Consider the following 23,436-nt stretch of genomic DNA (forward strand, 5'->3'; position numbering starts at 1 on the left):
TCGTTGAGCTGGAGCTTCTCCAGGGCGTCCCGCAGGTCGGGGTACTTGGAGCCGTCCTCGGTGTAGATGCCGCAGTACACCATGGCCCGGGCGGGGCGGTAGCCGGGCAGGGCCTGGGCGGCGGGGCGGCCGGCCTCGGTGACGGTGTCGCCCACCTGGGTGTCCTTCACGTTCTTGATGGAGGCGGTGAAGTAGCCCACCTCGCCGGCGATGAGCTCCTTGCAGGGCTCCATGCCCAGGGGCAGCAGGTGGCCGCACTCGATCACGTCGTAGGACGCGCCGGAGGCCATCATCTTCACGGTCATGCCGGTCTTGATGGTGCCCTCCATGACCCGGAAGTACACGATAACGCCCCGGTAGGCGTCGTACTGGCTGTCGAAGATGAGGGCCTGGAGGGGCGCGGAGGGGTCCCCCTTGGGGGCGGGAACGTTCTTTACGATGTCCTCCAGCACCGCGTCGATGTTGATGCCCATCTTGGCGGAGATCTCGGGGGCGTCGGCGGCGGGGATGCCGATGATGTTCTCGATCTCCTCCTTGACCCGGGCCGGGTCGGCGGCGGGCAGGTCGATCTTGTTCACCACGGGCAGGATCTCCAGGTCGTGCTCCATGGCCAGGAAGGTGTTGGCCAGGGTCTGGGCCTCGATGCCCTGGGCCGCGTCCACGATGAGCACCGCGCCCTCGCAGGCCGCCAGGGAGCGGCTCACCTCGTAGTTGAAGTCCACATGGCCCGGGGTGTCGATCAGGTTGAGCTCGTAGGTGTTGCCGTCCTGGGCGGCGTAGTTGAGCTTCACCGCACGGGCCTTGATGGTGATGCCCCGCTCCCGCTCCAGGTCCATGTTGTCCAGCAGCTGGCTCTCCATGTCCCGCTCGGCCACGGCGTTGCACTTCTCGATCAGCCGGTCGGACAGGGTGGATTTGCCGTGATCGATGTGGGCGATGATGGAAAAGTTACGGATTTTGGATTGATCGGTCATAAACAAAAAACCTCCGGTAGGGAATCACCAAATCAAAGCCCAGCGGAGCGGGTTTGATTTGGAAAGGACGAACAGCGGAGCGAGCGTTCCCCTTCAGGGGGAGGCGAGGGGTGGGGAGCTTGTGAGGACGCCATACCTCCGATCAGGGGATACAGAATGAAACGCGGAAAGCCCGCCTTACTTCCGGTCGGTGCGGCGGAAGTTCATGCCCCGGTTGATGCGCTCGCCGGTGTTGTGGATGATCTGGAGCAGGGACTGGTAGGGGCCGGGGTAGTTCTTGGACAGGGCGTCGTGGTTCATGGCGGGGAAGGAGCCCTTCTCCTTGGCGTGGGCGGACAGGGCCTCCACATACTCGGCCTCGGCGCAGATCATGTCCGCGTTGGGCATGCCGGCGGCAAACTGGGCCGGAGACACGGAGAAAAAGTCCTCGTTCTGGGTCACGTCGGCCCGGTAGAGGTGGCGGAAGAGCTTGTAGATGGCGGTGCCCAGGTAGTCGGAGGCCGCCCGGATAGCGTCCCGCTTGCCCACCTTGCCCAGCAGGTCGAAGAGCACGCTGATGGAGTTGACCAGCAGCTTCTTGGACAATGTGGCCATGATGCTGCCGTGGAGCACGTTGTCCTTTTCGGCGGAGTAGTCGTACAGCTCCTCGGCGCCGATGGTGGTGCCGTCCCTGGTGAGGGTACGGCCCAGCAGGAAGTCGGCGGACACGTTGTAGTAGTCGCAGGCCTTGATGACAAAGGCCAGGCCGGGCTCCCGGATGCCGTTTTCATAGTGGGAGAGCAGCGCCTGGGAGATGCCCAGATCCTTGGCCACCGCCCGCTGGGACGCGCCCTTCTCCTGCCGCAGGAGGGAGAGGGAACGGGAAAAATCGGAACTCATTGGTCGCACACACCTTTTTCATTTCATGGCGGGATTTCCGCCCTATTTTTATATGACAGCCAGTATAGTATACCCGTAGGAATACAAAAAGTAAAGTATAAAATTGTCCCTTTTGTGGGTTTTCCCATTGAGAACCGCCGACAGGGTGGTGTATAATAGGGACACGCAAGGGAATATTCCCCTATTTTACATGAAATACTGGAGGAAGTACGATATGATGGAGATGTTCAACAAGCTCATCGACACTCTGAAGGCCAATCCCAAGCGGATCGTCTTCACCGAGGGCACCGACGCCCGCATCCTGGAGGCCAGCGCCCGGCTGCTGACCGGTTCCTGGCTCAAGCCCGTGCTGGTGGGCAACGTGGAGGCCGTGAAGAAGGCCGCCGCCGACCACGGCTTCAACATCGACGGCGCCGAGATCGTGGACCCCGAGACCTATGAGGGCATGGAGGCCATGGTGGAGAAGATGGTGGAGCTGCGCAAGGGCAAGATGACCGCCGACGAGTGCCGCGCCGCCCTGAAGAAGGGCAACTACTTCGGCACCATGCTGGTGAAGATGGGCGTGGCCGACTGCCTGCTGGGCGGCGCCACCTACTCCACCGCCGACACCGTCCGTCCCGCCCTGCAGCTGATCAAGACCAAGCCCGGCAACAAGATCGTCTCCTCCTGCTTCATCCTGGTGCGGGAGAACTCCACCGGCGGCGCCGAGGCCCTGGCCATGGGCGACTGCGCCATCAACATCAAGCCCAGCGACGACGAGCTGGTGGAGATCGCCCTGGAGACCGCCAAGTGCGCCAAGATCTTCGGCATCGACCCCAAGGTGGCCTTCCTGAGCTACTCCACCAAGGGCTCCGGCAAGGGCGAGGACGTGGACAAGATGCGCTCCGCCTGCGAGAAGGCCAAGGCCGCCGCCCCCGACCTGGCTATGGACGGCGAGATGCAGTTCGACGCCGCCGTGTCCCCCACCGTGGGCCAGCTGAAGTTCCCCGGCTCCAAGGTGGCCGGCTACGCCAACACCTTCATCTTCCCCGACATCAACGCCGGCAACATCGGCTACAAGATCGCCCAGCGCCTGGGCGGCTTCGACGCCTACGGCCCCATCCTGCTGGGCCTGAACGCCCCCATCAACGACCTCTCCCGCGGCTGCAACGCCGAGGAGGTCTACTCCATGGCCATCATCACTGCCGCTCTCTCCTGAGCACTAAGCAAATCCGGAGCACCCCCCTGGGGGTGCTCCTTTTTTTGCGGCCATGGAGGAGACCTCCGCCCTGCCCCTGGCAGGGCCCGGCGCCTGCGCCGCCAAGGGCTTGCGCCCTGGGCAAGCCCTTGATGCCGGGGGCAATTCACTTGCCCCGGCAGATGTCTTGGGTCCGGGGTCCCCACAGGTTCCGCCTGTGGGGCCTGCTCCATGGCCATCATCACTGCCGCTCTCTCCTGAGTACAGAGCAAATCCGGAGCACCCCCCTGGGGGTGCTCCTTTTTTATAGCTAAAAATGCCGGACCCCGTGAGGAGTCCGGCATTTTTCTGCTTTTACCGGCTGGAAACCCGTTCCTTTGCCGGCTGCTTGGAACCGGCAAAGAGGAACATGAGATACCGCACCAGGGCGTAGAGGGTGGTGAACGTGGCAATAACCGTCTCAATCAGCACCACCGTGCTCAAAAAGGGCAGGGGGCTGCCCAGGTTGGCCGCGCAGGCCATCAGCTGCTTGGAGGCGATGGCGCTGATGACAAAGGGGAAGGTGAAGGCGGCGTAGCTGGGGAAGAAGGGCAGCCTGAGATACTGCACGAACTTGACGCAGGCGAACAGGAACAGCACCGTGGCCAGCACCCACAGCACCAGCAGCAGCGGCAGGGACTTGGGGGTGACCGATTGGACGTAGCCCGCAATGCACAGGCTGGTGGGGGCGGCGTAGATGCAGATGAGGGGCTGGGCGGGCTTGGGGACCGGCTTCTTGACGTACCGCACCGTCACCAGCACCAGCAGCACCACCAGGGTGACAAGGCCGAACACGACGCAGGCCGAGCCGATGGCCGCGGCCTGGAAGGGGGGCGCCGTAATGCCGGCCATGGCGATGCCCACATAGACGATGTACCAGCTGGCAAATACCCGCTCCAGGGCAAAGCCCCTCAGGAATTTCACGCTGAACCAGATAATCATTACCACGTGGAGCGCCACGCCCACATACCAAATCACTTTGGCCGGGCCGCCGATGTAGGGGTTGAGGTAGGTGGCCAGCAGCATGACCGCCATGGGGAAGGTGAAGGACACGCTGGCCATAATGGGATTGCCCATGTCCGTCCGGAACTTTTTCACGTCCACAAGGATGCTGAGCAAGAACACTGCCATGAGCACCGCGCCCACGGCCCCGCACAGGAGCCGCACCCCTTCGGAGTAAGACTGGAGCAAGTTGCCCAGGCCGAACATGCCCAGGCTCACGGCGCAGATGGGAATGGGAACTCGTTTCAGAATGCTCATGGTTACGCCTCGAGGGGGGTGATACGGGTCTTCAGGTACTCGTCGTGGGTCAGGACGGTGATCTTGCCCTCGGTGGGGATGCCCAGCTCTCTGGCGATGATCTCCGCGGTCTTGGCGGCGCACAGGCCGGTATAGTAGATGCACTGGCTCTTGTGCCCGCCCTGAGACATGTCGAACTCCCGGGTCAGCACCCGGCAGCATGCCACGCCCTTGGTGTTGTTGGCCTTGAACCAGTCGTGGAGCTCCTTGGTCAGGGCCATGCATTTGACCACGCTGGGGTCGGCGGGCCCCTTGTGCTCGGTCCTTCCAAAGAACATGCCGATGGCCAGAACGCCGCCGTTCAGCGCGCCGCAGATACACCCCGACCTGCCCACGCCGACGGCCATGCCGGAGGACATGCGGATGACCTCTTCGGGCACATCCAGTTCAAAATTGGAGCGGATGATCTCGGTCACCGCTTCACAGCAGAAAAAGCCTCTGCGGTAGGACTCCTCCGCCTCCTGCTGGACCTTTTCCAAATTGATGGACTTGGCATTTACTTTCATATGGGACTCCTTTCCGACAACCGTGTCTGTTGTATTGAAAACGCGGATATTATACCATGGCCCTAGGATAAATTCTATTTTTCAATCCTTTTATTGGAAATTTCAATACTGCGTGCAATTTATAGAAGTTTCCTATGTTTTTTTGCGGGCATGGAAAGGGCCCCAATCGTTCCCACGGGGTTGGGAAAAATGGAAGCCCCCGGGCGGATCGATGATCCGCCCGGGGGCTTTTGCGCTCTGTGCTGTCCTGTGTCGGGCTCAGTCGTCGGGGGTCATATAGTAGGGCTTCATCAGGCTGGGCTGCTCGGTGGAGTCCTTCTGGTTGTCCCGGCGGAACATGACCTCCGGGGGACCGTTCCGGCGGCCCCGGCTGCGGCGTCTGCTGTCCTCCCGGCGGCCGTCGGCCTTGGGCTGCTCCTGCTTGGAGGCGGCGGGCTTTTCCGCTTTCTTCTCCTTCTTGGACTTGGCGGGCGCCTGCTCCCTGGACTTCTTCTCCTTTTTGGGCTGCTCTTCGGCCTGGGGCGCCCCCTTCTTCTTCCGGGGCGCCTTCCGCTCCTCCTCCCGGCGGGAGGGACGGCTCAGGGTCAGGGGCTTGGGCGCCAGCAGACGGGCGGTGGCGTCCAGGATCACGTCCCCGTCCAGAGGATTGGGCTTGTAGAAGTCGGTCTGGGGCTGGCTGGGCGCGGCGGGGATGGTGTCCTCCAGGTGCTGGCGGCGGACCCCCCGGCGGCTCTTCTTCTTGGGCGCCTCGGAGACCTCCTCCACGGGGGCCTGGACCTGGACGGCGGCCGCCTGCTCCGCCGCCTCGCTCTGGCCGGACTTTTTCCGGCGGCGGCGGCGCTTCTTGGCCGGGGTCTCCGCCGGGACCGCGGCGGGGGCGGGCTCCTCCGCCGGGACGGGGGCGGCCTGCCTGGCCTTGCGGGCCTCGGCGGCGGCCTTGTTGGCCGCGTCGCGGGCCCGGCGGCGCTCCTTGGCGGCGGCGCGGGCCTCCGCGTCGTCGGCGTTCACCGGGCGGCCCTTGGCGTCCTTGGGGGCCTCGAACACCTCCATGGGCCAGGGGTTGTTCTGGGCCACCGGCACCTTGCGGCCGATGAGCTTCTCGATATCCTTCAGGTACTGCTGCTCGCCGAAGTCGCAGAAGGACACGGCGGTGCCCCCACGGCCCGCCCGGCCGGTGCGGCCGATGCGGTGGACGTAGGTCTCGGGTACCTCGGGCAGATTGTAGTTGAACACGTGGGACAGCTCTTCGATGTCCAGGCCACGGGCGGCGATGTCGGTGGCCACCAGGCAGCGCACCTTGCCCGCCTTGAAATCGGCCAGGGCCTGCTGCCGGGCGGTCTGGCTCTTGTTGCCGTGGATGGCCGCGGCGGAGATGCCCGCCTTCACCAGGTCGCCGGCCACCTTGTTGGCCCCGTGCTTGGTGCGGGTGAACACAATGGCGTTCTTCACCTCCAGGCCCTCCACCAGCCAGGCCAGCAGCTTGGTCTTGTTGCCCTTGTCCACCAGGTAGACGCTCTGGTCAATGATCTCCACCGGGGAGGACACCGGGTCCACCGCCACCTTCACCGGGTTCTTCAGCAGGCCGTTGACCAGGTCCATGACCTCGGGGGGCATGGTGGCGGAGAAGAAGAGGGTCTGCTTCACGGCGGGCAGCAGCTTGAGCACCCGGCGCACGTCGTGGATGAAGCCCATGTCCAGCATCCGGTCGGCCTCGTCCAGGACGAAGATCTCCAGCCTGGACAGGTCCACATAGCCCTGGCCCTGGAGGTCCAGCAGGCGGCCGGGGGTGGCCACCAGGATGTCCACGCCCTTCCTCAGCTTGTCCACCTGGGGCTGCTGGCCCACGCCGCCGAAAATCACGGCGGAGCGGAGGGGCAGGCGCTTGCCGTAGGCCTCGAAGCTCTCCTGGATCTGGAGGGCCAGCTCACGGGTGGGGGTGAGGATGAGGGAGCGGATGGGCCGCCCGGCGGGGATCTCCCCGTTGAGGCGCTGGAGGATGGGGGCGGCAAAGGCGCAGGTCTTGCCCGTGCCGGTCTGGGCGCAGCCCAGCACGTCCCGCCCGGCCAGGGCGGGGGGGATGGCCTTCTCCTGGATGGGGGAGGGCTTCTCATAGCCCAGGCCGGCCAGGGCCTCCAGGATGGGTTTGATCAGGCCAAGTTCACGAAAGGTCATAGATGCACAATTCCTTTGTCAAAAATTTGCGGAGGACGGCCCGGACATCCCGCCGGCCCGCAGCCGGGGACCTGGACCGTCACCGCCGGCAGGCCGTCAAAAAGACACCCCCCGGAAAAAGGGCCTCCCGGCGGGGGTGTCTGACGGTTCCCGTATTGCGGCGTACCGGCCGGAGCGGCTCCGCACCGCCCCGTATCTTTACTTAGTATAACACATATCCCGGGATATTACCAGTGGGGAAAGGGAAGGGCTTGCCTCGGGCAGAGATTGAAACACGGCGCAGAGACTGCGTGCGGCATTGAGAAAGGTCATTGAATTGCAGGGGCTCACAAGTCTGGGCGGGTAACGCTGCTCGGGCCATGCAATAACGATACGCAGGGCACCGAACCGGCATAGTAACTACTTTCAGGTTCGGCGGGTAATTGGACACTACCGCCGCAAGCCGCGTCTCCGAAGGGGGTACCAGGGGGAAACGGGCGCGTTTGGCCCTGGAAGGGCCCCTCCGCGCGTCGTCGCCGCAAGCTACATATCGTTCGCTTTGCCATAAATGGCAAAGCTCATTCATTCCGCTGCGGCTCCTCTCCCCACAAAAGACGTGCCGTCTTCCGCGGGGCCCCTTTTTCCCAGCGGCTTTTGGGTACTTTTCGCCGGTGAAAAGTACCTCCCCGAAGGGCGTTCCCCTCATCCGTCATTTGCTGCGCAAATGCCACCTTCCCCCCAGGGGGAAGGCTTGGGAGCAGCAGCCTCTCTGGCTTCTGCCCGGGGGGGAAGGCGTTGGTTACTGCCCGTCCCCTCGGGCGATAAGGGCCCGGAGCACGGCGGCCACCGTCTCCTCCAGGGTCTGGCCGTCGGCGTCCACGGTGATGTCGGCGTACTTGTCATAGAGCGGCGCCCGGTAGTTGTACAGGTCGGCCAGGGTCTGGCCGGGAGAGAGGGCGATACCCCGGGTGCTCATGTTGTTCAGCCGCCCCTTCAGCTCCTCCAGGGACACCCGCAGGTACACCACGGTGCCCAGCTGCTTCAGGTGGCCAATGGCCCCCTCCCGGCACACCGCGCTGCCCCCGGGGGCGATGACCGTCCCGGTACACGTCACCGAGCAGATGGCCGCCTCCTCCGCGTCCAGGAAGGCCTCCAGCCCCCGCTTGTCCAGGATCTCCTGGAGCAGGGCCCCCTCCCGCTGCTGGATGGTCAGGTCGGTGTCGATAAAGCCGTAGCCCAGGGTCTTGGCCAGAAGCACGCCCACGGTGCTCTTGCCTGAGCCGGGCATGCCGATGAGAATGATATTGTCCACTTGCGTCGCTCCTTTTTATTCGGGCAGGGAGAAGGTGGTCTCCTCCCGGCCGCTGCTGTAACTGTGGGTGGAATACTCCATGGTCAGGCTCCTGGCGCTGTCGGGCACCGACAGCAGACACTCCAGCTCCGTGGTCTGCCCGGCGGGCAGCCACACCTCGTGCCAGTTCTGCCGGTCCTCGTCGGCCAGGTAGACCGGATAGTCGGCCTGGCAGTCCAGCCACCAGTCCTCATCGTCGTAAAAACTGAAGTAGTCCACGCTGATCCAGGCGTCAAAGTTGCCCTGGTTGGACACCTCCACCGTCACCCGCCAGATGCTCTCCCCCTGGTACTCCTCCGACGGCCCCTGCCGCACGGCGGAGGTCATGCGGGCGGACAGGTTGGTGTCGTACCAGTAGCCGGTGGTGCGGGTGGCGAAGAGGGCCACGGCGATGACCACGATGGCCACCGCCACGCCGATGAGCACCGGCTTCTCCCAGCCGCCGCCGGCCTCATAGATCTGGGCGGAGCCGCAGCGGGGACAGGTGTCCCGCCGGCCATGCCAGCTCTTCCCGCATTGGGCACAGTGCTTCTTCACGGCGCTACCTCCTCCCGCGGGGGCAGAGTAACGGCGTATGTATGGATGGCTGCCACCCGCTCCGTCTCGTCCTTGCCCGTCCGCTCCTCCAGGCACAGCACGGCGCTGTCAAAGCCCTTGGGCACGTAGAACAGCAGGTTCCCCTCCAGCGGGTCCTGCCACAGCAGGTCGTAGGTGGTGATACCCTTCACCCCCAGCTCGGCCAGCATGTCCAGGTCGGTGCTGTCCTCCAGCGGGGGGATGTAGTGCCCCCCGTCCAGGGCCAGATAGATCTCACCGGTGGGGTAGTCCCAGTCCAGGCTGTCGCCGCCGGTAACCGTCACGTCCACGGCCAGCAGGTCGAAATCCGCCCACCACAGCCGGGAGCTCTGGTCCAGGTCCACCCAGGACAGGCCGTTCACCGCCACCGTCAGGCCCCCCACCGCAAAGGTGTCCCTGTCCTCGGCCACAGAGGGGATGGGGCCGCTGTCCTGGGTCTGGTAGCGCACCACGCCCCAGGCGATGAGAGCGGCGCACACCGCCAGGCCGATGCCGATGAGCACCCGGAGCAGCAAAACCCCGCCGCCCCGCCGGACAGGGGGCGCCATGACCGGCTCCGTCACCGGCTCATCCGGCTCCGGAGGGGGCGCGGAGAACTGAAAATGTCCCGTATTGCCCCCGGCGTCCCCCCGGGGGGTGCGGCGGCCGCAGGAGGGGCAGAAGTCCCGGGCGTCGCCGTCGTAGACCTTGCCGCAGTTGTCGCACTTGATCCGTCTCACTGGTGGAATCCCTCCAGTTTTCCGCCCGGAGGGGCCGGGCGGCTGATTGCGGCTGTGTGGTGATACCATGCATGGCGTCATCAGCCGGGTTTTTCGGTTGCCCCGCAAGGGGCGAGAAAAACCGCTGAAAGCAAAGTATAATAGCCGCTTTGCGGCTATTATACCAAATATCCCCGGGAAATGGAAGTGCCCCCTAGCTGAGGAACATGTCCACGTCGGCCACGGTCAGCCCCTCCTGGAGGGCCAGGTTGATGCCGTAGCCGATGACCTTGGCCATGTCGGCCACCTGGCGGTCGATCTCCCGGGGGGTGACTATAACGCCTTTGCCCCCGTCTCCCAGCGCGCCCGGGTCCAGGCCGGGGCGGCCCGCCTCGGAGAGCACGTCGGCGCAGAGGGTGGCCGCGTCCACCACCGTGGGCACCCCCACCGCGATGACGGGCACCCCCAGGGTCTCCTCATTGAGGGCCGCCCGGGCGTTGCCCACCCCGGAGCCGGGGACAATGCCCGTGTCCGCGATCTGGATGGTGCGGCACAGCCGGGACAGGCTGCGGGAGGCCAGGGCGTCCACCGCCACCACCCGGGCAGGCCGCACCGCCCCCGCCATGGCCGCCGCCAGCTCGCCGCTCTCCACGCCGGTGGTGCCCAGCACCCCCGCCGCCAGGGCGGACACCGGCCGGAAGGACCCAAAGTGCTCCGGCACCCGCTGCACCAGGTGGCGGGTGACCATGGTGTGCTCCACCGCCAGGGGGCCCACCGCGTCGGGGGTGATGGCGCGGTTGCCAAGGCCCACCACCAGCACGCTCTCCCCGGGCCTGAGCTTCAGCAGGGCGGAGAGCTCCGCCCCCACCGCCCGGGCCGCCCGGCCGAAGGCGTCCTCCTCCCGGCGCTCCAGGCCGGAGAGCTCCACCGTCACGTAGGACCCCTCCGGCTTGCCCAGGGCCTGCGCCCCCTGCCGGTCCAGGATGTCCACCCGGGTGACGGGAAAGCCCTCCCGCTCCGTCTCCCTGGTCTCCACGCCCTCCAGCGCGCCCCCCCGGGCGCCCTCCTCCCAGATGCTCTTGGCCTCCACGGCCAGGTCCGTCCTCCGTCCAAGCATCCCCTTTTCACCCTTTCCTCCAAAATCATGGGGCCGGCGGCCCTCTACATATGGTACTTTTCCAGTATGTAAGCACTATTTTTAGCGTCTCGGCCCTGTCTATTCAAAAAGTGGACAAATTTTTTCAATTTATTCTTGCATTTTTCCTCTTGTGCTGGTACAATATAAATCTGCTACAGGCAAACTATGCGTATATGCGTATTGCAGATACGTTAATCGTCATCGGAGGAGGTGTTTGGTTTGCCGAATATTAAGTCTGCCAAGAAGCGTGTGCTGGTCAGCCAGGCCAAGGCCGCGCAGAACAAGGCCGCCAAGTCTGCCATCAAGACTGATCTGAAGAAGTTTGAGGCCGCAGTGGCCGAGGGCAACCGCAGCGAGGCCGAGGGCGCTTACAAGGTGGCTGTCAAGGCTGTGGACCAGGCTGTGGGCCACGGTCTGCTGCACCGCAACAACGCCGCGCGCAAGAAGAGCAGCATGACCATCAAGCTCAACAAGCTGGCCTGATCGCGCTAGAGAGAGCGGAATGAAGAGCCGCCTGCTGTTAAAGCAGGCGGTTTTTTGTCTTTATTTTCCCGGTTTTGGGGCGTAATTTGCCTTGCAAAAGGGAACATGCTATAATACTGCGTAAATCTTCAGCGCAGCATGCCGGCCGCGGGCCGGCCCGAGAGGAGGCGGTCTTTGTGGGCACGGTGTGGAACTCCAGCCCGGTGCGGTTCATCCGGGAGATGGTGGACCTGTATTTCAGCAAAAATGTGTCCCGGTCCGCCGCTGAGCTGGCCTACTTCCTGATCCTCACCTTTTTCCCGGTGCTCATCTGCGTCAACGGCTTCGTGGGCCTGCTGAAGCTGGACCCGGTGACCCTGCTCAGCGGCATCGAGGAGTTCCTCCCCAGGGGCACCCTGGACGTGGTGGCCGAGTACGTGGGCTATATCAGTACCAACCAGTCCACCGCCATGCTGGTGGCCGGCCTGTCCGCCACGCTGTTCTCCGCCTCCGCCGCCTTCCGGGCACTGATGAACATCATGAGCGACATCTACGAGCGCAAGACCTACACCGGCATCTTCCAGATCATCGCCAGCGTGCTCTTTTCCCTCCTGTTCCTGGTCACCATCTACCTGTCCCTGGTGGTGGTGCTCACCGGCGGCTGGCTCTTCACCCTGGTGGAGGACTTCTTCCACCTCAACCCCGGCGACCTGCCCTGGGACTGGCAGTGGATCCGGTTCCCCATCCTGTTCTGCCTGGTGCTGCTGTTCGTGCTGCTGGTGTACCGCATATCCGCCCCCAGAGGCAAGCCCAGGCCCCCTATCCTCACCGGCGGCATCCTGGCCTCCGTGGCCCTGGTGGCCGCCTCCATCCTGTTCTCCTGGTTCATCGGCCTGTCCTCCCGGTACTCCCTGGTGTACGGGTCCCTCACCTCGGTGGTCATCCTGCTGCTGTGGCTCTACCTGTGCGGCAACATCCTGATCCTGGGCAATGTGTTCAACTGCGTGTGGTACCGGCGGAAAAAGGTCCGCTACCTCCAGAAGCTGAAGAGAGAGGACTATCCCCCCGACAGCCTGGGCTGATGTTTTCCACATCGGGCCGCCCGGCTGTGGACAGTGGATTTAAAGCCCCCGGAACAGCCGCTCTTGGCTGCTCCGGGGGCCTTTGCGTCGGGGCCTTGTATTCTCCCGCCGGGCATGATACCCTGTTGGTACACGAGAGGGGAGGGGTACACAATGCCGAAAGAGCCGGTTCTGCCTCCGGCAGGGGAGCCGGGGGAACTTCTCCCCCTGGCCCTGGAGGCCGCGGAGGAGGGGGAGCGGCTGGAGGGGCTGGACTTCTCCGGCCAGACCGCCCTGGGGGAGGACCTGGCCGAGCTGGAGCTGTCCGGCTGCCGGCTGGTGCGGTGCAGGCTGACAGGGTGTTCCTTTGCCGCCGCCTCCCTCCGGGACGTGCTGTTCCAGGACTGCGACCTGTCCCAGTGCCGCTTTACAAAGGCCAGCCTGACCCGGTGCACCTTTGACGGCTGCAAGGCCCTGGGGGCCGACCTCTCCGGCGCGTCCCTCCGGGACGTGTCCTTCTCCAACTGCCGCCTGGACCTGGCCAACTGCAACGCCGCCGCCCTGCGGGACGTGGCCTTCCGGGACTGCTCCATGGAGGACGCCGCCCTGTCTGGCTGCCGGGTCAGGGGCCTGACCCTGGACCGGTGCGCCCTTACCCGGGTCAACTTCTTCCAGACCCCCCTGGCCGGGGTGGACCTGACCTCCTGCACCCTCATCGAGCCGGTGTTCTCCGCCTCCGCCGCCGAGCTGAAGGGGGCGGTGGTGGACCTGTTTCAGGCCGCCCAGCTGGCCAGACGGTTCGGCATCGTCATCAAGGAGTAGGGCCGTTTTCTGCCGATAAATGATAAAAACAGCGTGGATCGAGGGAATCCCTTGATCCACGCTGTTTTGTTATTGATACTTCCTGCTCTCCGCCACCGCCAGCTCGTCGCAGCGGTTGTTGTACGGGTTACTGGCATGACCCTTGACCCAGTGGAGGTTGACGGTGTGGCGCTCGCACAGCGCCAGCAGCCGCTCCCACAGATCCGGGTTCAACGCGGGCTTCTTGTCCGCCTTCACCCAGCCCTTGGCCTTCCAGCTCTTGGCCCAGCCCTTCTGGAGGGCGTCGATGACGTACTTGGAGTCGGAGTACAGCTCCACCACGCAGGGCTCCTTCAGGGCCTCCAGGGCCGTGATGACCCCGGTCAGCTCCATGCGGTTGTTGGTGGTGTGGCCCTCGCCGCCGGAGAGCTCCTTCTTGAACGTGCCGTACATCAGAATGGCCCCCCAGCCCCCCGGACCGGGGTTGCCTGAACAGGCGCCGTCGGTGTAGATTGTGACTGTCTTCATAGTGCTCCTATCTTTGCCTTCCCCTGGGGGAAGGTGGCGCGGCAGAGCCGCGGCGGATGAGGGGACCCCCTCCTCCACCGCCAGCTTAATTGCAATGCAAACGCCTTCAAAGTTTTCTTTGATATCCAGATTGGAAAAGCGGAGAATGCGTATATGTCTCACGTTCTCCAGATACTCCGCCCGTTTTTGGTCTGCCTTCAATCCAGGCTCCAAATAATGTTGGGACCCATCCAATTCAACAGCCAATCTGGCCTGATGGCAATAGAAATCCACAATATAAGGTCCAAACGGCTTTTGGCGCAAAAACTGGACCGGGTAAGTACGCAAAAAATCATACCACAAATGCTTTTCTTCCTTTGTGGCGTTTTTTCGCAGCTGACGGGCACGGGTACGTAATGAAGTCTCTTTCTCCATGTCCCCACACCCTTCCCCTCATCCGTCATTTGCTCCGCAAATGCCACCTTCCCCCAGGGGAAGGCGCTTAAAGGTCCCGGAGGATCTCCTGCCGCTTCTCCTCAAACTCCCGGGCGGTGATGAGGTGCTGGTCGTAGAGCCGCTGGAGCTCGGCCAGCCGGGCCTCGGCGCTGTGGGCGGCGGGGCCCTCAGCGGACGGGGCGGAGGCGTCCCCCTCGCTCTCCTCGTCAATGTTCCACTCGTAGGAGAAGTACATACCCTTCTTGTTGCAGGCGCCGTAGACACCGATACCCACAAAGCCCAGGGACATCACTGTCCATATCAGGCCGAAGGGGCCGGTGTTGGGCAGCAGCTCGGTGACGCCGATATACAGGAATCCCAGGGCCACGGCGGCAAAAATCCCGCCGAACACCCGGCTGAAGGTGATCATACTCTTGCTGGGGCGGATGGTCATGCGTCTGCGTCTGCGGTGGTTCATACGCGGCCTCCTTTTCTCCATGGGCGAATAGGTCAATGATGATCGGCGGATTTTCTCCACATCAGGGCCGGGTTTTGGGGATACTTCCCCTCATCCGCCCCCTCCGGGGGCACCTTCCCCCCTCAGGGGGGAAGGCTTTTCCTTGGCTTCCCCCTGGGGGGAAGCTGGCGCGCGAAGCGCGGCTGATGAGGGGTCCCGCTCCTTCAAAGCCTGAATAATCGCGGTACAAACCCCTTCAAAATTTCTCTGGATATCCAGATTGCTGAACCTCAGCACCGATATTCCGTGCTCACGGAGCAGATACTCCGTCCTGGACCGGTCGCTGTCCGGGCCGCTGCCCTGATAATGCTGGGAGCCGTCCAGCTCCACGGCCAGTCTGGCTGCAGCACAGTAAAAATCCACAATATAGGGGCCAAACACCACCTGTCGACGGAATTGCATGGGAAACGTCTTTAAAAAGTCATACCACAGGTGCCGCTCCTCTTTGGTCGCGTTTTTTCTCAGCTCCTGGGCCCGGAGCCGCATGGTTTCTCCGGTACGCATGGCGGCGTTCCCCCTCATCCGCCCCCTGCGGGGGAAGGTGCCCCCGCAGGGGGAAGGCTTTTGTGCTCTGACTTTTCCTTTTCCGTCCTCTCCCCGCTATCGGGAAGGCTTTTTTCTATGATTTTATTCCACAGTGTCGTCGGAAGATGTGGAAACAGGGGCGTCGCCGCCGGAAATTTCTTCCTCCTGGATGGATTCCTCGTCCTCGTGGTCGGTACGTGCAAAGGAAATTACCTTTACACCTTCATCCAGGTTCATCAGCTTCACGCCCTGGGCGGCGCGGCCGTAGGTGGAGATGCCGGACACCGCCATACGGATGATGACGCCCGCGTCGTTGATGACCAGAATGTCGTCGGCATCGCTGACCACCTTGACCCCCACCACGGGGCCGGTCTTCTCGGTGACGTTGTAGCCCTTCAGGCCGTAGCCGCCGCGATTCTGGGGGCCGTCGGCGCGGATATACTCGTCCATGTCGGTCCGCTTGCCGTAGCCGTTCTCGGTGACCATGAGGACCTGGTGATCCCGCTTGGCCCGGGCCGCGCCGATGACGTAGTCCCCCTCACGGAGCTTGATGCCCCGGACGCCGCAGGCGTCCCGGCCCATGCAGCGCACGTCGGTCTCCTTGAAGCAGATGGCCATGCCGTCGTGGGTGGCGATGAGGATGGCCTGGTCGCCGTCGGTCTCCCGGACGGCGATGAGCTCGTCCCCCTCGTCCAGGGTGATGCAGCGGATGCCCGCCTTGCGGGCGGTGTTGATGGCGGAGAGCTGGATGCGCTTGACCGTGCCGTTCCGGGTGACCATGGTGAGGTACCGGTCCTCGGGGAACTCCCGCAGGTGGATCATGGCGGTCACCTTCTCGCCGCTCTCCACGGGCAGGATGTTCACCAGATTGGTGCCCTTGGCCATGCGGCCCGCCTCGGGGATCTGGTAGCCCTTCTTCCGGTGGACCCGGCCCTTGTTGGTGAAGAAGAGGATGAAGTCGTGGGTGGAGGCCGTAAAGACCGTGTCCACATAGTCCTCCTCCTTGGTGGCCATGGCGGTGATGCCCTTGCCGCCCCGGCGCTGGGTCTTGTAGGTGGAGGCGGGCAGGCGCTTGATATAGCCGCCGGCGGTGAGGGTGAAGACGCACTCCTCCTCCTCAATCAGGTCCTCGATGTCGATCTCGTCCTCCACGTCCTGGATCTCGGTGACCCGCTCGTCGCCGTACTTGTCCCGGATGGCGATGAGCTCGTCCTTGAGCACGCCCCGGAGCATCTCCTCGGAGCCCAGCAGCTGCTGGAAGTAGGCGATGCGGGCCTCCAGCTCCTTGTACTCGTTCTCCAGCTTCTCCCGGTCCAGTCCCTGCAGGGCCTTGAGGCGCATGTCCAGGATGGCCTGGGCCTGCACGTCGTCCAGGCCGAACCGCTCCATGAGGCGGTCCTTGGCGTCGTCGTAGCTGGTGCGGATGATGTGGATGACCTCGTCGATGTTGTCCTGGGCGATGAGCAGGCCCTCCAGCAGGTGGGCCCGCTCCTGGGCCTTCTTCAGGTCGAACCGGGTGCGCCGGATGATGACCTGCTCCTGGTAGGCGATGTACTCGTCCAGGATGTGGCGCAGGGACAGGATGCGGGGCTGGAGCTTGCCGTTGACGTCCACCAGAGCCAGCATATTGATGGCAAAGGTGGTCTGGAGCTGGGTCTGGGCGAAGAGCCGGTTGAGCACCACCTGGGGGTTGGCGTCCCGCTTGAGCTCGATGACCACCCGCATGCCGTTGCGGTCGGACTCGTCCCGGATGTCGGAGATGCCCTCCAGCCGCTTGTCCTCCACCTGGTCGGCCATGTTCTTGATGAGCATGCGCTTGTTGACCTGGTAGGGGATCTCGGTGACGATGATGCGGGTGCGGTCCTTGCCGAACTCCTCAAACTCGGTGCGGGCCCGGACGCACAGCCGGCCCCGGCCGGTGGCGTAGGCCGCCCGGATGCCCGACCGGCCCATGATGATGCCCCTGGTGGGGAAGTCGGGGCCCTTGATGTGCTCCATCAGGTCGGAGAGCTCGGCCTCCGGGTTGTCCAGCACGCAGATGGTGGCGTTGATGACCTCGGTCAGGTTGTGGGGCGGGATGTTGGTGGCCATGCCCACGGCGATGCCGCTGGAGCCGTTGACCAGCAGGTTGGGGAACCGGGAGGGGAGCACCTTGGGCTCCTTCCGGGTCTCGTCAAAGTTGGGGTCCCAGTCCACCGTGTCCTTCTCGATGTCCCGGAGCATCTCGTCGGAGATTTTGCTCAGCCGGGCCTCGGTGTAGCGGTAGGCGGCCGGGGGGTCGCCGTCGATGGAGCCGAAGTTGCCGTGGCCGTCCACCAGCATGTAGCGCATGGAGAAGTCCTGGGCCAGGCGCACCAGGGCGTCGTAGACGGAGGCGTCGCCGTGGGGGTGGTACCGGCCCAGCACGTCGCCCACGCAGGTGGCCGACTTCTTGAAGGGCTTGTCCGCCGTCAGGTTGTCCTCGTACATGGCGTACAGGATGCGGCGGTGCACCGGCTTCAGGCCGTCCCGCACGTCGGGCAGGGCCCGGCCCACAATGACGCTCATGGCATACTCAATATAGGATTTTTCCATCTCCGGCACCAGGGGAGACACCTCAATGTGCTGATTGGGGTAGCGAATCTCCTCCGGGTCGTATTGGGGCTTCTTGCTCATGAATTGATTTCCTCCTCATAGAGGTTGTAGTGGGACGGATGTCCCACGATATTTTGTCAAAGGGTCTGGAGCGGGGGCGCTCACCCCTCCAGAATACTCTGGATGTTCTCCTCGGTCAGGGCCAGGTACTCCGGCTGAATCTCCTGGCTGTCCCGCACATAGACGTAGCGCCACGCCTGGTAGACGGAGGCGTCCAGGGGCTCGTCGCTGTCCCCTCCGTCGGCCGCGATATAGTACACAAAGCCGGTGCCGCTCTTGTCGGCCTCCTCCGGGTAGCCGTTCTCCAGCGCCTCCCGGCCCCAGGCGTGCACCGAGCCCACCTCCACATAGACGTCCAGATACTTGTCATAGCGGTAGAGGGCATAGGGCCAGAAATCCCTGCTGATCAGCTGCTGGTTGTGCTGGGAATCCGACTGGACCGCTCCACTCTCATAAAAGGTCAGCTCGGGAGAGGTCTCCAGCTGGACACCCAGTTCCCCGGTCTCCCCATTCCAGGAGAATACATAACCACGCCTCCCGGCAACCATGGTGCTCTCATAGATCAGGATCAGCTCCCGCTCCCCGTCCCCGTCCACATCGCAGACGGCGAACCGGTTGTCCGCCATGTCGTACCCCTCCAGGAGGCCCGCGTCCGTCCCGTCGGGCAGAATATGCTCCTGAAGCAACCGCTCCAGGGCGGCGGCAAAGGCCTCCCTGGACCCGCCGTTCACCCGCATGAGGCCCCCCGCCTCCGCCGCGGGGGAGGGGGAGGCGGATTCCGGCACAGGGGTGGGGGAGAGGGCCGGGGCGGACTCCGGCGCGGGGGTGGATGAGGCAGGTCCGGCAGGCTCCGCGGCGCAGGCCGTGAGGGCCAGGGCCAGACCGAGGGCCGCGAAAAGCGCAGATTTCTTCATCACACAGCCTCCAAATCAATAGTCCAGGTTCACCGCATACTTGGCGTTCTTCTCGATGAACTCCTTGCGGGGCTCCACCTTCTCGCCCATGAGGACGGTGAAGGTGGCGTCTGCGGCCACGGCGTCGTCCAGCTCAATGCGGCGGAGGGTGCGCTTCTCCGGGTCCATGGTGGTCTCCCACAGCTCGTGGGGGTTCATCTCGCCCAGGCCCTTGAAGCGGCTGATGTCCACCTTGGCGTTGGGGTTGTCCCCACGCAGCTCGGCGGACACCGCGTCCCGCTCCTCGTCGGAGAAGGCCACCCGGGTGGTCTTGCCCCGGGTCAGCTTGTACAGGGGCGGCACGGCGGAGTACACATAGCCGTTCTCGATCAGGGGCCGCATGAAGCGGAAGAAGAAGGTGAGCAGCAGGGTACGGATGTGGGCGCCGTCCACGTCGGCATCGGCCATGATGATGACCTTGTGATAGCGCAGCTTGGTCACGTCGAACTCGTCGCCGATGCCGGCGCCCAGGGCGGTGATGACGGGCTGGAGCTTGTCGTTGCCGTAGACCTTGTCGGCCCGGGCCTTCTCCACGTTGAGCATCTTGCCCCACAGGGGGAGGATGGCCTGGAACCGGGAGTCCCGGCCCTGGGTGGCCGAGCCGCCTGCGGAGTCGCCCTCCACGATGTAGAGCTCGGTGAGCTCGGGGTTGACCTCGTTGCAGTCCCGCAGCTTGTCGGGCATGGCGGCGCCGCCCAGGGCGGTCTTGCGACGCACCGACTCCCTGGCCTTCCGGGCCGCCTCACGGGCCCGGGAGGCGGTGAGGGCCTTGTCCAGGATGGCCTTGCCCACCGCCGGGTTCTCCTCCAGAAACTCCTCCAGCTTCTCGCTGACCAGATTGTTGACCAGGGTGCGGATGTGGGCGTTGCCCAGCTTGGCCTTGGTCTGGCCCTCGAACTGGGCCTCGGTCAGCTTCACCGAGATCACCGCCGTCAGGCCCTCCCGGCAGTCCTCGCCCGACACCTTGTCCTCGTCCTTGAGGATCTTCATCTTCTTGCCGTAGGCGTTGAGCACGTTGGTCAGGGCCTGCTTGAAGCCGGTCTCGTGCATGCCGCCCTCGGGGGTGTGGACGTTGTTGGCAAAGGACACCAGGATCTCGTTGTAGGTGTCGGTGTACTGCATGGCGATCTCGGCCATGGAGTCGTCCTTCATGCCGGACATGTAGATGACCCCGTCGTGGATGGGGGTCTTGTTCTTGTTGATGAAGGTGACGAACTCCCGGATGCCGCCCTCGTAGTGCATGGTGTCCTCCTGCTCCATGCCCGGGCGGCGGTCCTGGATGACGATCTTCAGCCCCGCGTTGAGGAAGGCCTCCTCCCGCATGCGGGTGTGGAGGGTCTCGTAGTCGTACACCGTGTCCTCGAACATCTCCGGGTCGGGCTTGAACACCACCTCGGTGCCGTGGCGGTCGGTTTCACCCACGATGGTCATGCTCTGGGTCACCTTGCCCCGGGAGAACTTCATCTCGTAGATCTTGCCGTCCTTGTGGACCCGCACCTCCAGCCACTCGCTCAGGGCGTTGACCACGCTGGCGCCCACGCCGTGGAGGCCGCCGGACACCTTGTAGCCCCCGCCGCCGAACTTGCCGCCAGCGTGGAGGATGGTGAACACCACTTCCAGCGCGGGCAGGCCGGTCTGGGGCTGGACGTCCACGGGGATGCCGCGGCCGTTGTCGGTGACGGAGATCACGTCCCCCTCCAGAATGGCCACGTCGATGCGGTCGCAGTACCCGGCCAGGGCCTCGTCGATGGAGTTGTCCACGATCTCATACACCAGGTGGTGCAGGCCCGAGGACGAGGTGGAGCCGATATACATGCCGGGCCGCTTGCGGACGGCCTCCAGGCCCTCCAGCACTTGGATCTCGCTGCCGCCGTACTCGTGGTCCACCTGGGTGGCGCTCTGTTCCAGTTCTAACTCGTCAGACATAATAACCTCCGCTTGTTCTTGGATACGCGCTGGGTGTGGCGCCTGGAAACGGGCCTTGTCCGCTCCCACGCGCCACACGCAGCTGCTGTTGGTTTTGAATATGGACTTGTATATGGGACCATGCCCTGTGACTTCACGGCCCTGCCGCTGCAAGGGACACAGGGCCCGGTCCGCTGTGCAAAAACACGGCCGTCAGTGCTCGGCCATGACCCCGGTGGGGATAATGACGGGGCCATAGGCCCCGATGGTCAGCTCATAGGTGGGGAAGCACAGGACGATCTCCCCGCCGTCCACCCAGAAGATCATGTCCTCCAGGCTGCGGCTGTCCACGATGTCCGCCGCGTCGTCCCACCAGCCCGCCTCCGGCTGGCCGGCCATGTAGGCCTTCACAAGCTCCCGCAGGGTGGCGGCCAGGGCGTCCGGGTCCTGGCCCGTCAGGTCGGCCAGACCCAGCTCCTCGCCGGTGGCCAGGTCGTAGGTGTAGCCCAGGCTGTTGCTGTTGTATACGCCCCCCATGTACCAGTCGGTGTCCATGCGCACGCTGAACAGGCCGCCCTCATTCTCCGTGACGGTGGCCTCCGCGGTGTTGCGCCACACCATCGCGTGGTCCTTGTCCAGGGGCACGTCCCCCACGTCCTTGACGAAAAATTCGTCGCAGTGGGCGGACAGGCTGTCGTTGACCGCCTGGGCCTCCTCCGTGTCCCCGGTGAGCTGCACCAGGTCGCAGTACCAGGACAGGGCCGTGGTGCCGTCGCTGTTGAGGACCGAGCGGTCCTGCCGCTCCACGGTGTATCCGGCCGCCCCGACTTCCTCCGGGCTCCCGGCCGGGTCGGGGGAGGGGGTGGGCGACTGGGCCGCCTGGGACGGCGCAGGTCCGCTCTGTCCGGCGGACGGGGCCTGACCCGCCGCGCCGCAGGCCGACAGCACCAGGATCAGGGCCAGAAAAAGGGGTAAACAGAGCCGTTTCATGGGTTGATTCCTCCATTCGCCGATGAAAACCCGGGTTTTCTCCCCCGGAGCAGGGGAGAAGCTCAGTCGGGAAAATCGCCGTCGTCCTCGTCCAGGCCGTCGTCCGGGCCGCCGTCCTCCTGGCCCTGTCCGCCCAGAAGCTCGGTGGTGCGCATGCGGCGGGACAGCTTCATCTCCTCCACCTGCCGGTGGAGCAGCTCTTTGACCTCCTTGGGGTGCTTGATGTTCAGCAGGTCCAGGTGGGGGGTGGTCTTGTCCGAGGAGTGGACGCACACCGTGCCCACGCCGAAGATCCGCTGAAACAGGGACCGCTTCAGCTCCAGATCCCGCACCCGGTAGAGGAGCACCTCCTCCTCCTTCAGGTTGAGCAGGCCGGTCTCCCGAAAGATCCGGTCCTCGCTGAGCCGGTACCGGGTGAAGGTGATGGGCAGGCCCAGAATCCGCTTCCGGTCCTTCCAGAGATAGGTGATAGGCGCTATTTCCATGGTCCGCGCTCCTTTCCTTGTGCTCCGGGACGCCCCGGGTCACTCAAAACTGTTGTTCTCCGCCCGGCGGAGCAGGGTGGCGGTGGCCATCTGGGAGAGGTAGACGGTCTGTCCGCCCTTCCTGTCCCCGCAGACCACAAAGGACTTGGGGATGTCCTCGCCCACCGACACCACCTTGCCCTCCTTCTCCGCCCGCTCCAGAAACTTCCGGGTCAGGTGGGAGGAGGAGGTATTGTCCAGGTCAAACAGGCCGATGACGTCCCGGTAGGGCACCACCACCGACTGTCCCAAATGCAGATACACGGCTCAGCCTCCTTTTCCGTCGTCGTCGATCACCCTGGGGTCCCACAGCCGCCTGTACAGCCGCCGGCCCAGGTACAGTCCCAGAAACGCCAGCGCCGCCGGCAGTCCGGGCACAAAGAGCAGGGTCTCCACGGGGGCGCCCTCCGTGTCCGACCAGCCGAAGAACCGGGCGAACAACACGGACAGCGTCACTCCAAGGCACACCAGGGGCGGCACCCACCGCCACAGCTTCCGCCGGGCAAACCGGTACGCCGCGTACTCCGCCGCCGCGGCCAGGGCCAGCGGCAGCAGGCAGAAGAGAATCAAAATGGGCATAATGCTCCCTTATTGGCCGTTTTTGGGGGTTGTACCGGCTTTTTTCCGGTCTATCAACCTCAGAACGGCCCGTTTGATGTTGTATACCACCAGGAAGATCAGCAGGAGCTCAACGAAATACACCAGCCAGTACACCGCCACCGGCCCCACGCCCACGGCGGGGACCAGATTCACGGCGGAGGCGATGACGCCCACCACGCCCAGCGCCGCCGGGATGGCATACACCGGTTTTTTCCGGCAGAACGCGGTGAGGAACAGCTGGAGCAGGCCGCCCACCCAGAAGGGCAGGGACAGCACGAAGATGGCCGCCGCGCCGAACACCGCCAGCACTGGGGCCGCCAGAAGCAGATGGAACATGCCGGAACCCTCCTTTTTGTGGTCTGGGGGACATCTCTGGTTTGGTTTTCAAAGCCTTGCCCCTCATCAGTCGCGCTTTCGCGCGACAGCTTCCCCCAGTGGGGGAAGCCTATGGGGCACGTTCTTATTAAGCCTTCCCCCTGGGGGGAAGGTGGCTGGCCTCTCGGGGCCCCCGCACGAGCCCAGCGCAGCGAAAATGGGGGCCCCACGGAAGGCGGAATGTCTTTCGTGGGGAGAGCCGGAGCAGTGGAGCGGGTGAGGCCTGCCGCTTGCGGCGGGACGAGGGATATGAAGCTTGCGAGGACGAGCCTCCGGCGGGGTACTTTTCTCCGGCGAAAAGTACCCAAAAGCCGCCATGGGGCAACAGGCGCGGAAGGGCCCTTTCAGCGCCAAACGCG

General features: G+C 64.3%; 24 protein-coding genes and 1 pseudogene. 4 read left to right on the forward strand and 21 right to left on the reverse strand.

Features of this window, described 5'->3' with window-relative positions; all coding sequences use genetic code 11:
• A partial coding sequence (locus tag Q0K23_RS10545) for a GTP-binding protein (RefSeq protein ID WP_294521814.1) occupies positions 1 to 974 on the reverse strand: 974 nt, incomplete at its 3' end.
• A gap of 177 nt (positions 975 to 1,151) precedes the next feature.
• Entirely contained in the window at positions 1,152 to 1,853 is a 702-nt protein-coding gene (locus Q0K23_RS10550; RefSeq protein ID WP_294521818.1) for a helix-turn-helix domain-containing protein, read from the reverse strand.
• Positions 1,854 to 2,076: 223 nt separating this feature from the next.
• On the opposite strand from Q0K23_RS10550, the gene pta reads away from it, so the two are divergent.
• Positions 2,077 to 3,051 carry a phosphate acetyltransferase gene (gene pta / locus Q0K23_RS10555; RefSeq protein ID WP_349232148.1) on the forward strand — a complete coding sequence of 325 codons (975 nt, stop codon included), beginning with the start codon at positions 2,077 to 2,079 and terminating at the stop codon, positions 3,049 to 3,051.
• Between the two features lie 333 nt (positions 3,052 to 3,384).
• Here pta and Q0K23_RS10560 read toward each other — a convergent pair whose 3' ends face one another.
• From Q0K23_RS10560 to gpr, 7 genes are all read right to left on the reverse strand, one after another.
• Positions 3,385 to 4,329: a TDT family transporter gene (locus tag Q0K23_RS10560; RefSeq protein WP_294521823.1), complete on the reverse strand. Its 945-nt coding sequence runs from the start codon at positions 4,327 to 4,329 to the stop codon at positions 3,385 to 3,387.
• A 2-nt stretch (positions 4,330 to 4,331) separates the two neighbouring features.
• The gene (locus Q0K23_RS10565) at positions 4,332 to 4,874 is read right to left on the reverse strand and encodes a C-GCAxxG-C-C family protein (protein WP_294521825.1); all 543 of its coding nucleotides are present in this window, start codon (positions 4,872 to 4,874) and stop codon (positions 4,332 to 4,334) included.
• A gap of 258 nt (positions 4,875 to 5,132) precedes the next feature.
• Entirely contained in the window at positions 5,133 to 7,046 is a 1,914-nt protein-coding gene (locus Q0K23_RS10570) for a DEAD/DEAH box helicase (protein ID WP_294521828.1), read from the reverse strand.
• A 778-nt stretch (positions 7,047 to 7,824) separates the two neighbouring features.
• Positions 7,825 to 8,337, reverse strand: coding sequence for a shikimate kinase (locus Q0K23_RS10575; protein WP_294521830.1), 513 nt, complete (start codon positions 8,335 to 8,337; stop codon positions 7,825 to 7,827).
• Positions 8,338 to 8,352: 15 nt separating this feature from the next.
• A complete protein-coding gene (locus Q0K23_RS10580) occupies positions 8,353 to 8,913 on the reverse strand; it encodes a hypothetical protein (protein ID WP_294521833.1) in 561 nt (186 codons plus the stop codon).
• Positions 8,910 to 9,671, reverse strand: coding sequence for a hypothetical protein (locus Q0K23_RS10585; RefSeq protein ID WP_294521835.1), 762 nt, complete (start codon positions 9,669 to 9,671; stop codon positions 8,910 to 8,912). Before Q0K23_RS10585 ends, Q0K23_RS10580 begins: the two co-directional genes overlap by 4 nt.
• A gap of 193 nt (positions 9,672 to 9,864) precedes the next feature.
• A complete protein-coding gene (gpr, locus tag Q0K23_RS10590) occupies positions 9,865 to 10,767 on the reverse strand; it encodes a GPR endopeptidase (protein WP_294521837.1) in 903 nt (300 codons plus the stop codon).
• 240 nt (positions 10,768 to 11,007) lie between these two features.
• Here gpr and rpsT point away from each other — a divergent pair, with 240 nt between their 5' ends.
• The 3 genes from rpsT (at position 11,008) to Q0K23_RS10605 (ending at position 13,133) form a co-directional block, all read left to right on the forward strand.
• Positions 11,008 to 11,271: a 30S ribosomal protein S20 gene (rpsT, locus tag Q0K23_RS10595; protein ID WP_349232135.1), complete on the forward strand. Its 264-nt coding sequence runs from the start codon at positions 11,008 to 11,010 to the stop codon at positions 11,269 to 11,271.
• 176 nt (positions 11,272 to 11,447) lie between these two features.
• Entirely contained in the window at positions 11,448 to 12,332 is an 885-nt protein-coding gene (locus tag Q0K23_RS10600) for a YihY/virulence factor BrkB family protein (protein ID WP_294521843.1), read from the forward strand.
• Positions 12,333 to 12,485: 153 nt separating this feature from the next.
• Positions 12,486 to 13,133: a pentapeptide repeat-containing protein gene (locus tag Q0K23_RS10605; protein ID WP_294521845.1), complete on the forward strand. Its 648-nt coding sequence runs from the start codon at positions 12,486 to 12,488 to the stop codon at positions 13,131 to 13,133.
• Positions 13,134 to 13,202: 69 nt separating this feature from the next.
• On the opposite strand, the gene rnhA is transcribed toward Q0K23_RS10605, so the two are convergent.
• The 12 genes and pseudogenes from rnhA to Q0K23_RS10665 all read right to left on the reverse strand — a co-directional run bounded on the left by rnhA (position 13,203) and on the right by Q0K23_RS10665 (position 23,038).
• A complete protein-coding gene (gene rnhA, locus Q0K23_RS10610; RefSeq protein WP_294521873.1) occupies positions 13,203 to 13,640 on the reverse strand; it encodes a ribonuclease HI in 438 nt (145 codons plus the stop codon).
• 90 nt (positions 13,641 to 13,730) lie between these two features.
• Positions 13,731 to 14,054 (reverse strand): annotated as a pseudogene (locus Q0K23_RS10615) (endonuclease domain-containing protein); the annotation flags it as partial.
• A gap of 67 nt (positions 14,055 to 14,121) precedes the next feature.
• The gene (locus Q0K23_RS10620; protein WP_294521848.1) at positions 14,122 to 14,532 is read right to left on the reverse strand and encodes an SHOCT domain-containing protein; all 411 of its coding nucleotides are present in this window, start codon (positions 14,530 to 14,532) and stop codon (positions 14,122 to 14,124) included.
• A gap of 90 nt (positions 14,533 to 14,622) precedes the next feature.
• A complete protein-coding gene (locus tag Q0K23_RS10625) occupies positions 14,623 to 15,075 on the reverse strand; it encodes an endonuclease domain-containing protein (RefSeq protein WP_294521851.1) in 453 nt (150 codons plus the stop codon).
• Positions 15,076 to 15,198: 123 nt separating this feature from the next.
• Positions 15,199 to 17,751, reverse strand: coding sequence for a DNA gyrase subunit A (gyrA, locus tag Q0K23_RS10630; RefSeq protein ID WP_294521854.1), 2,553 nt, complete (start codon positions 17,749 to 17,751; stop codon positions 15,199 to 15,201).
• Positions 17,752 to 17,831: 80 nt separating this feature from the next.
• Positions 17,832 to 18,644 carry a hypothetical protein gene (locus Q0K23_RS10635; RefSeq protein ID WP_294521856.1) on the reverse strand — a complete coding sequence of 271 codons (813 nt, stop codon included), beginning with the start codon at positions 18,642 to 18,644 and terminating at the stop codon, positions 17,832 to 17,834.
• A gap of 15 nt (positions 18,645 to 18,659) precedes the next feature.
• The gene (gene gyrB, locus Q0K23_RS10640; protein ID WP_294521859.1) at positions 18,660 to 20,609 is read right to left on the reverse strand and encodes a DNA topoisomerase (ATP-hydrolyzing) subunit B; all 1,950 of its coding nucleotides are present in this window, start codon (positions 20,607 to 20,609) and stop codon (positions 18,660 to 18,662) included.
• Positions 20,610 to 20,801: 192 nt separating this feature from the next.
• The gene (locus tag Q0K23_RS10645; RefSeq protein ID WP_294521861.1) at positions 20,802 to 21,578 is read right to left on the reverse strand and encodes an RsiV family protein; all 777 of its coding nucleotides are present in this window, start codon (positions 21,576 to 21,578) and stop codon (positions 20,802 to 20,804) included.
• A 62-nt stretch (positions 21,579 to 21,640) separates the two neighbouring features.
• Positions 21,641 to 22,063, reverse strand: coding sequence for a PH domain-containing protein (locus tag Q0K23_RS10650; protein ID WP_294521864.1), 423 nt, complete (start codon positions 22,061 to 22,063; stop codon positions 21,641 to 21,643).
• A gap of 39 nt (positions 22,064 to 22,102) precedes the next feature.
• Complete coding sequence (gene remB, locus Q0K23_RS10655; protein ID WP_294521867.1) at positions 22,103 to 22,366, reverse strand: extracellular matrix regulator RemB; 264 nt, start codon at positions 22,364 to 22,366, stop codon at positions 22,103 to 22,105.
• Positions 22,367 to 22,369: 3 nt separating this feature from the next.
• Positions 22,370 to 22,681, reverse strand: a complete 312-nt coding sequence (locus Q0K23_RS10660) for a Tat pathway signal protein (RefSeq protein WP_294521869.1) — start codon at positions 22,679 to 22,681, stop codon at positions 22,370 to 22,372.
• Positions 22,682 to 22,690: 9 nt separating this feature from the next.
• Positions 22,691 to 23,038 (reverse strand): hypothetical protein, encoded by a 348-nt coding sequence (locus Q0K23_RS10665; RefSeq protein WP_294521871.1) that lies wholly within the window; start codon positions 23,036 to 23,038, stop codon positions 22,691 to 22,693.
• Positions 23,039 to 23,436: the final 398 nt, after the last annotated feature.

The organism is uncultured Pseudoflavonifractor sp., from assembly GCF_944387275.1.
Taxonomy (GTDB): Bacteria; Bacillota; Clostridia; order Oscillospirales; family Oscillospiraceae; genus Pseudoflavonifractor; species Pseudoflavonifractor intestinihominis.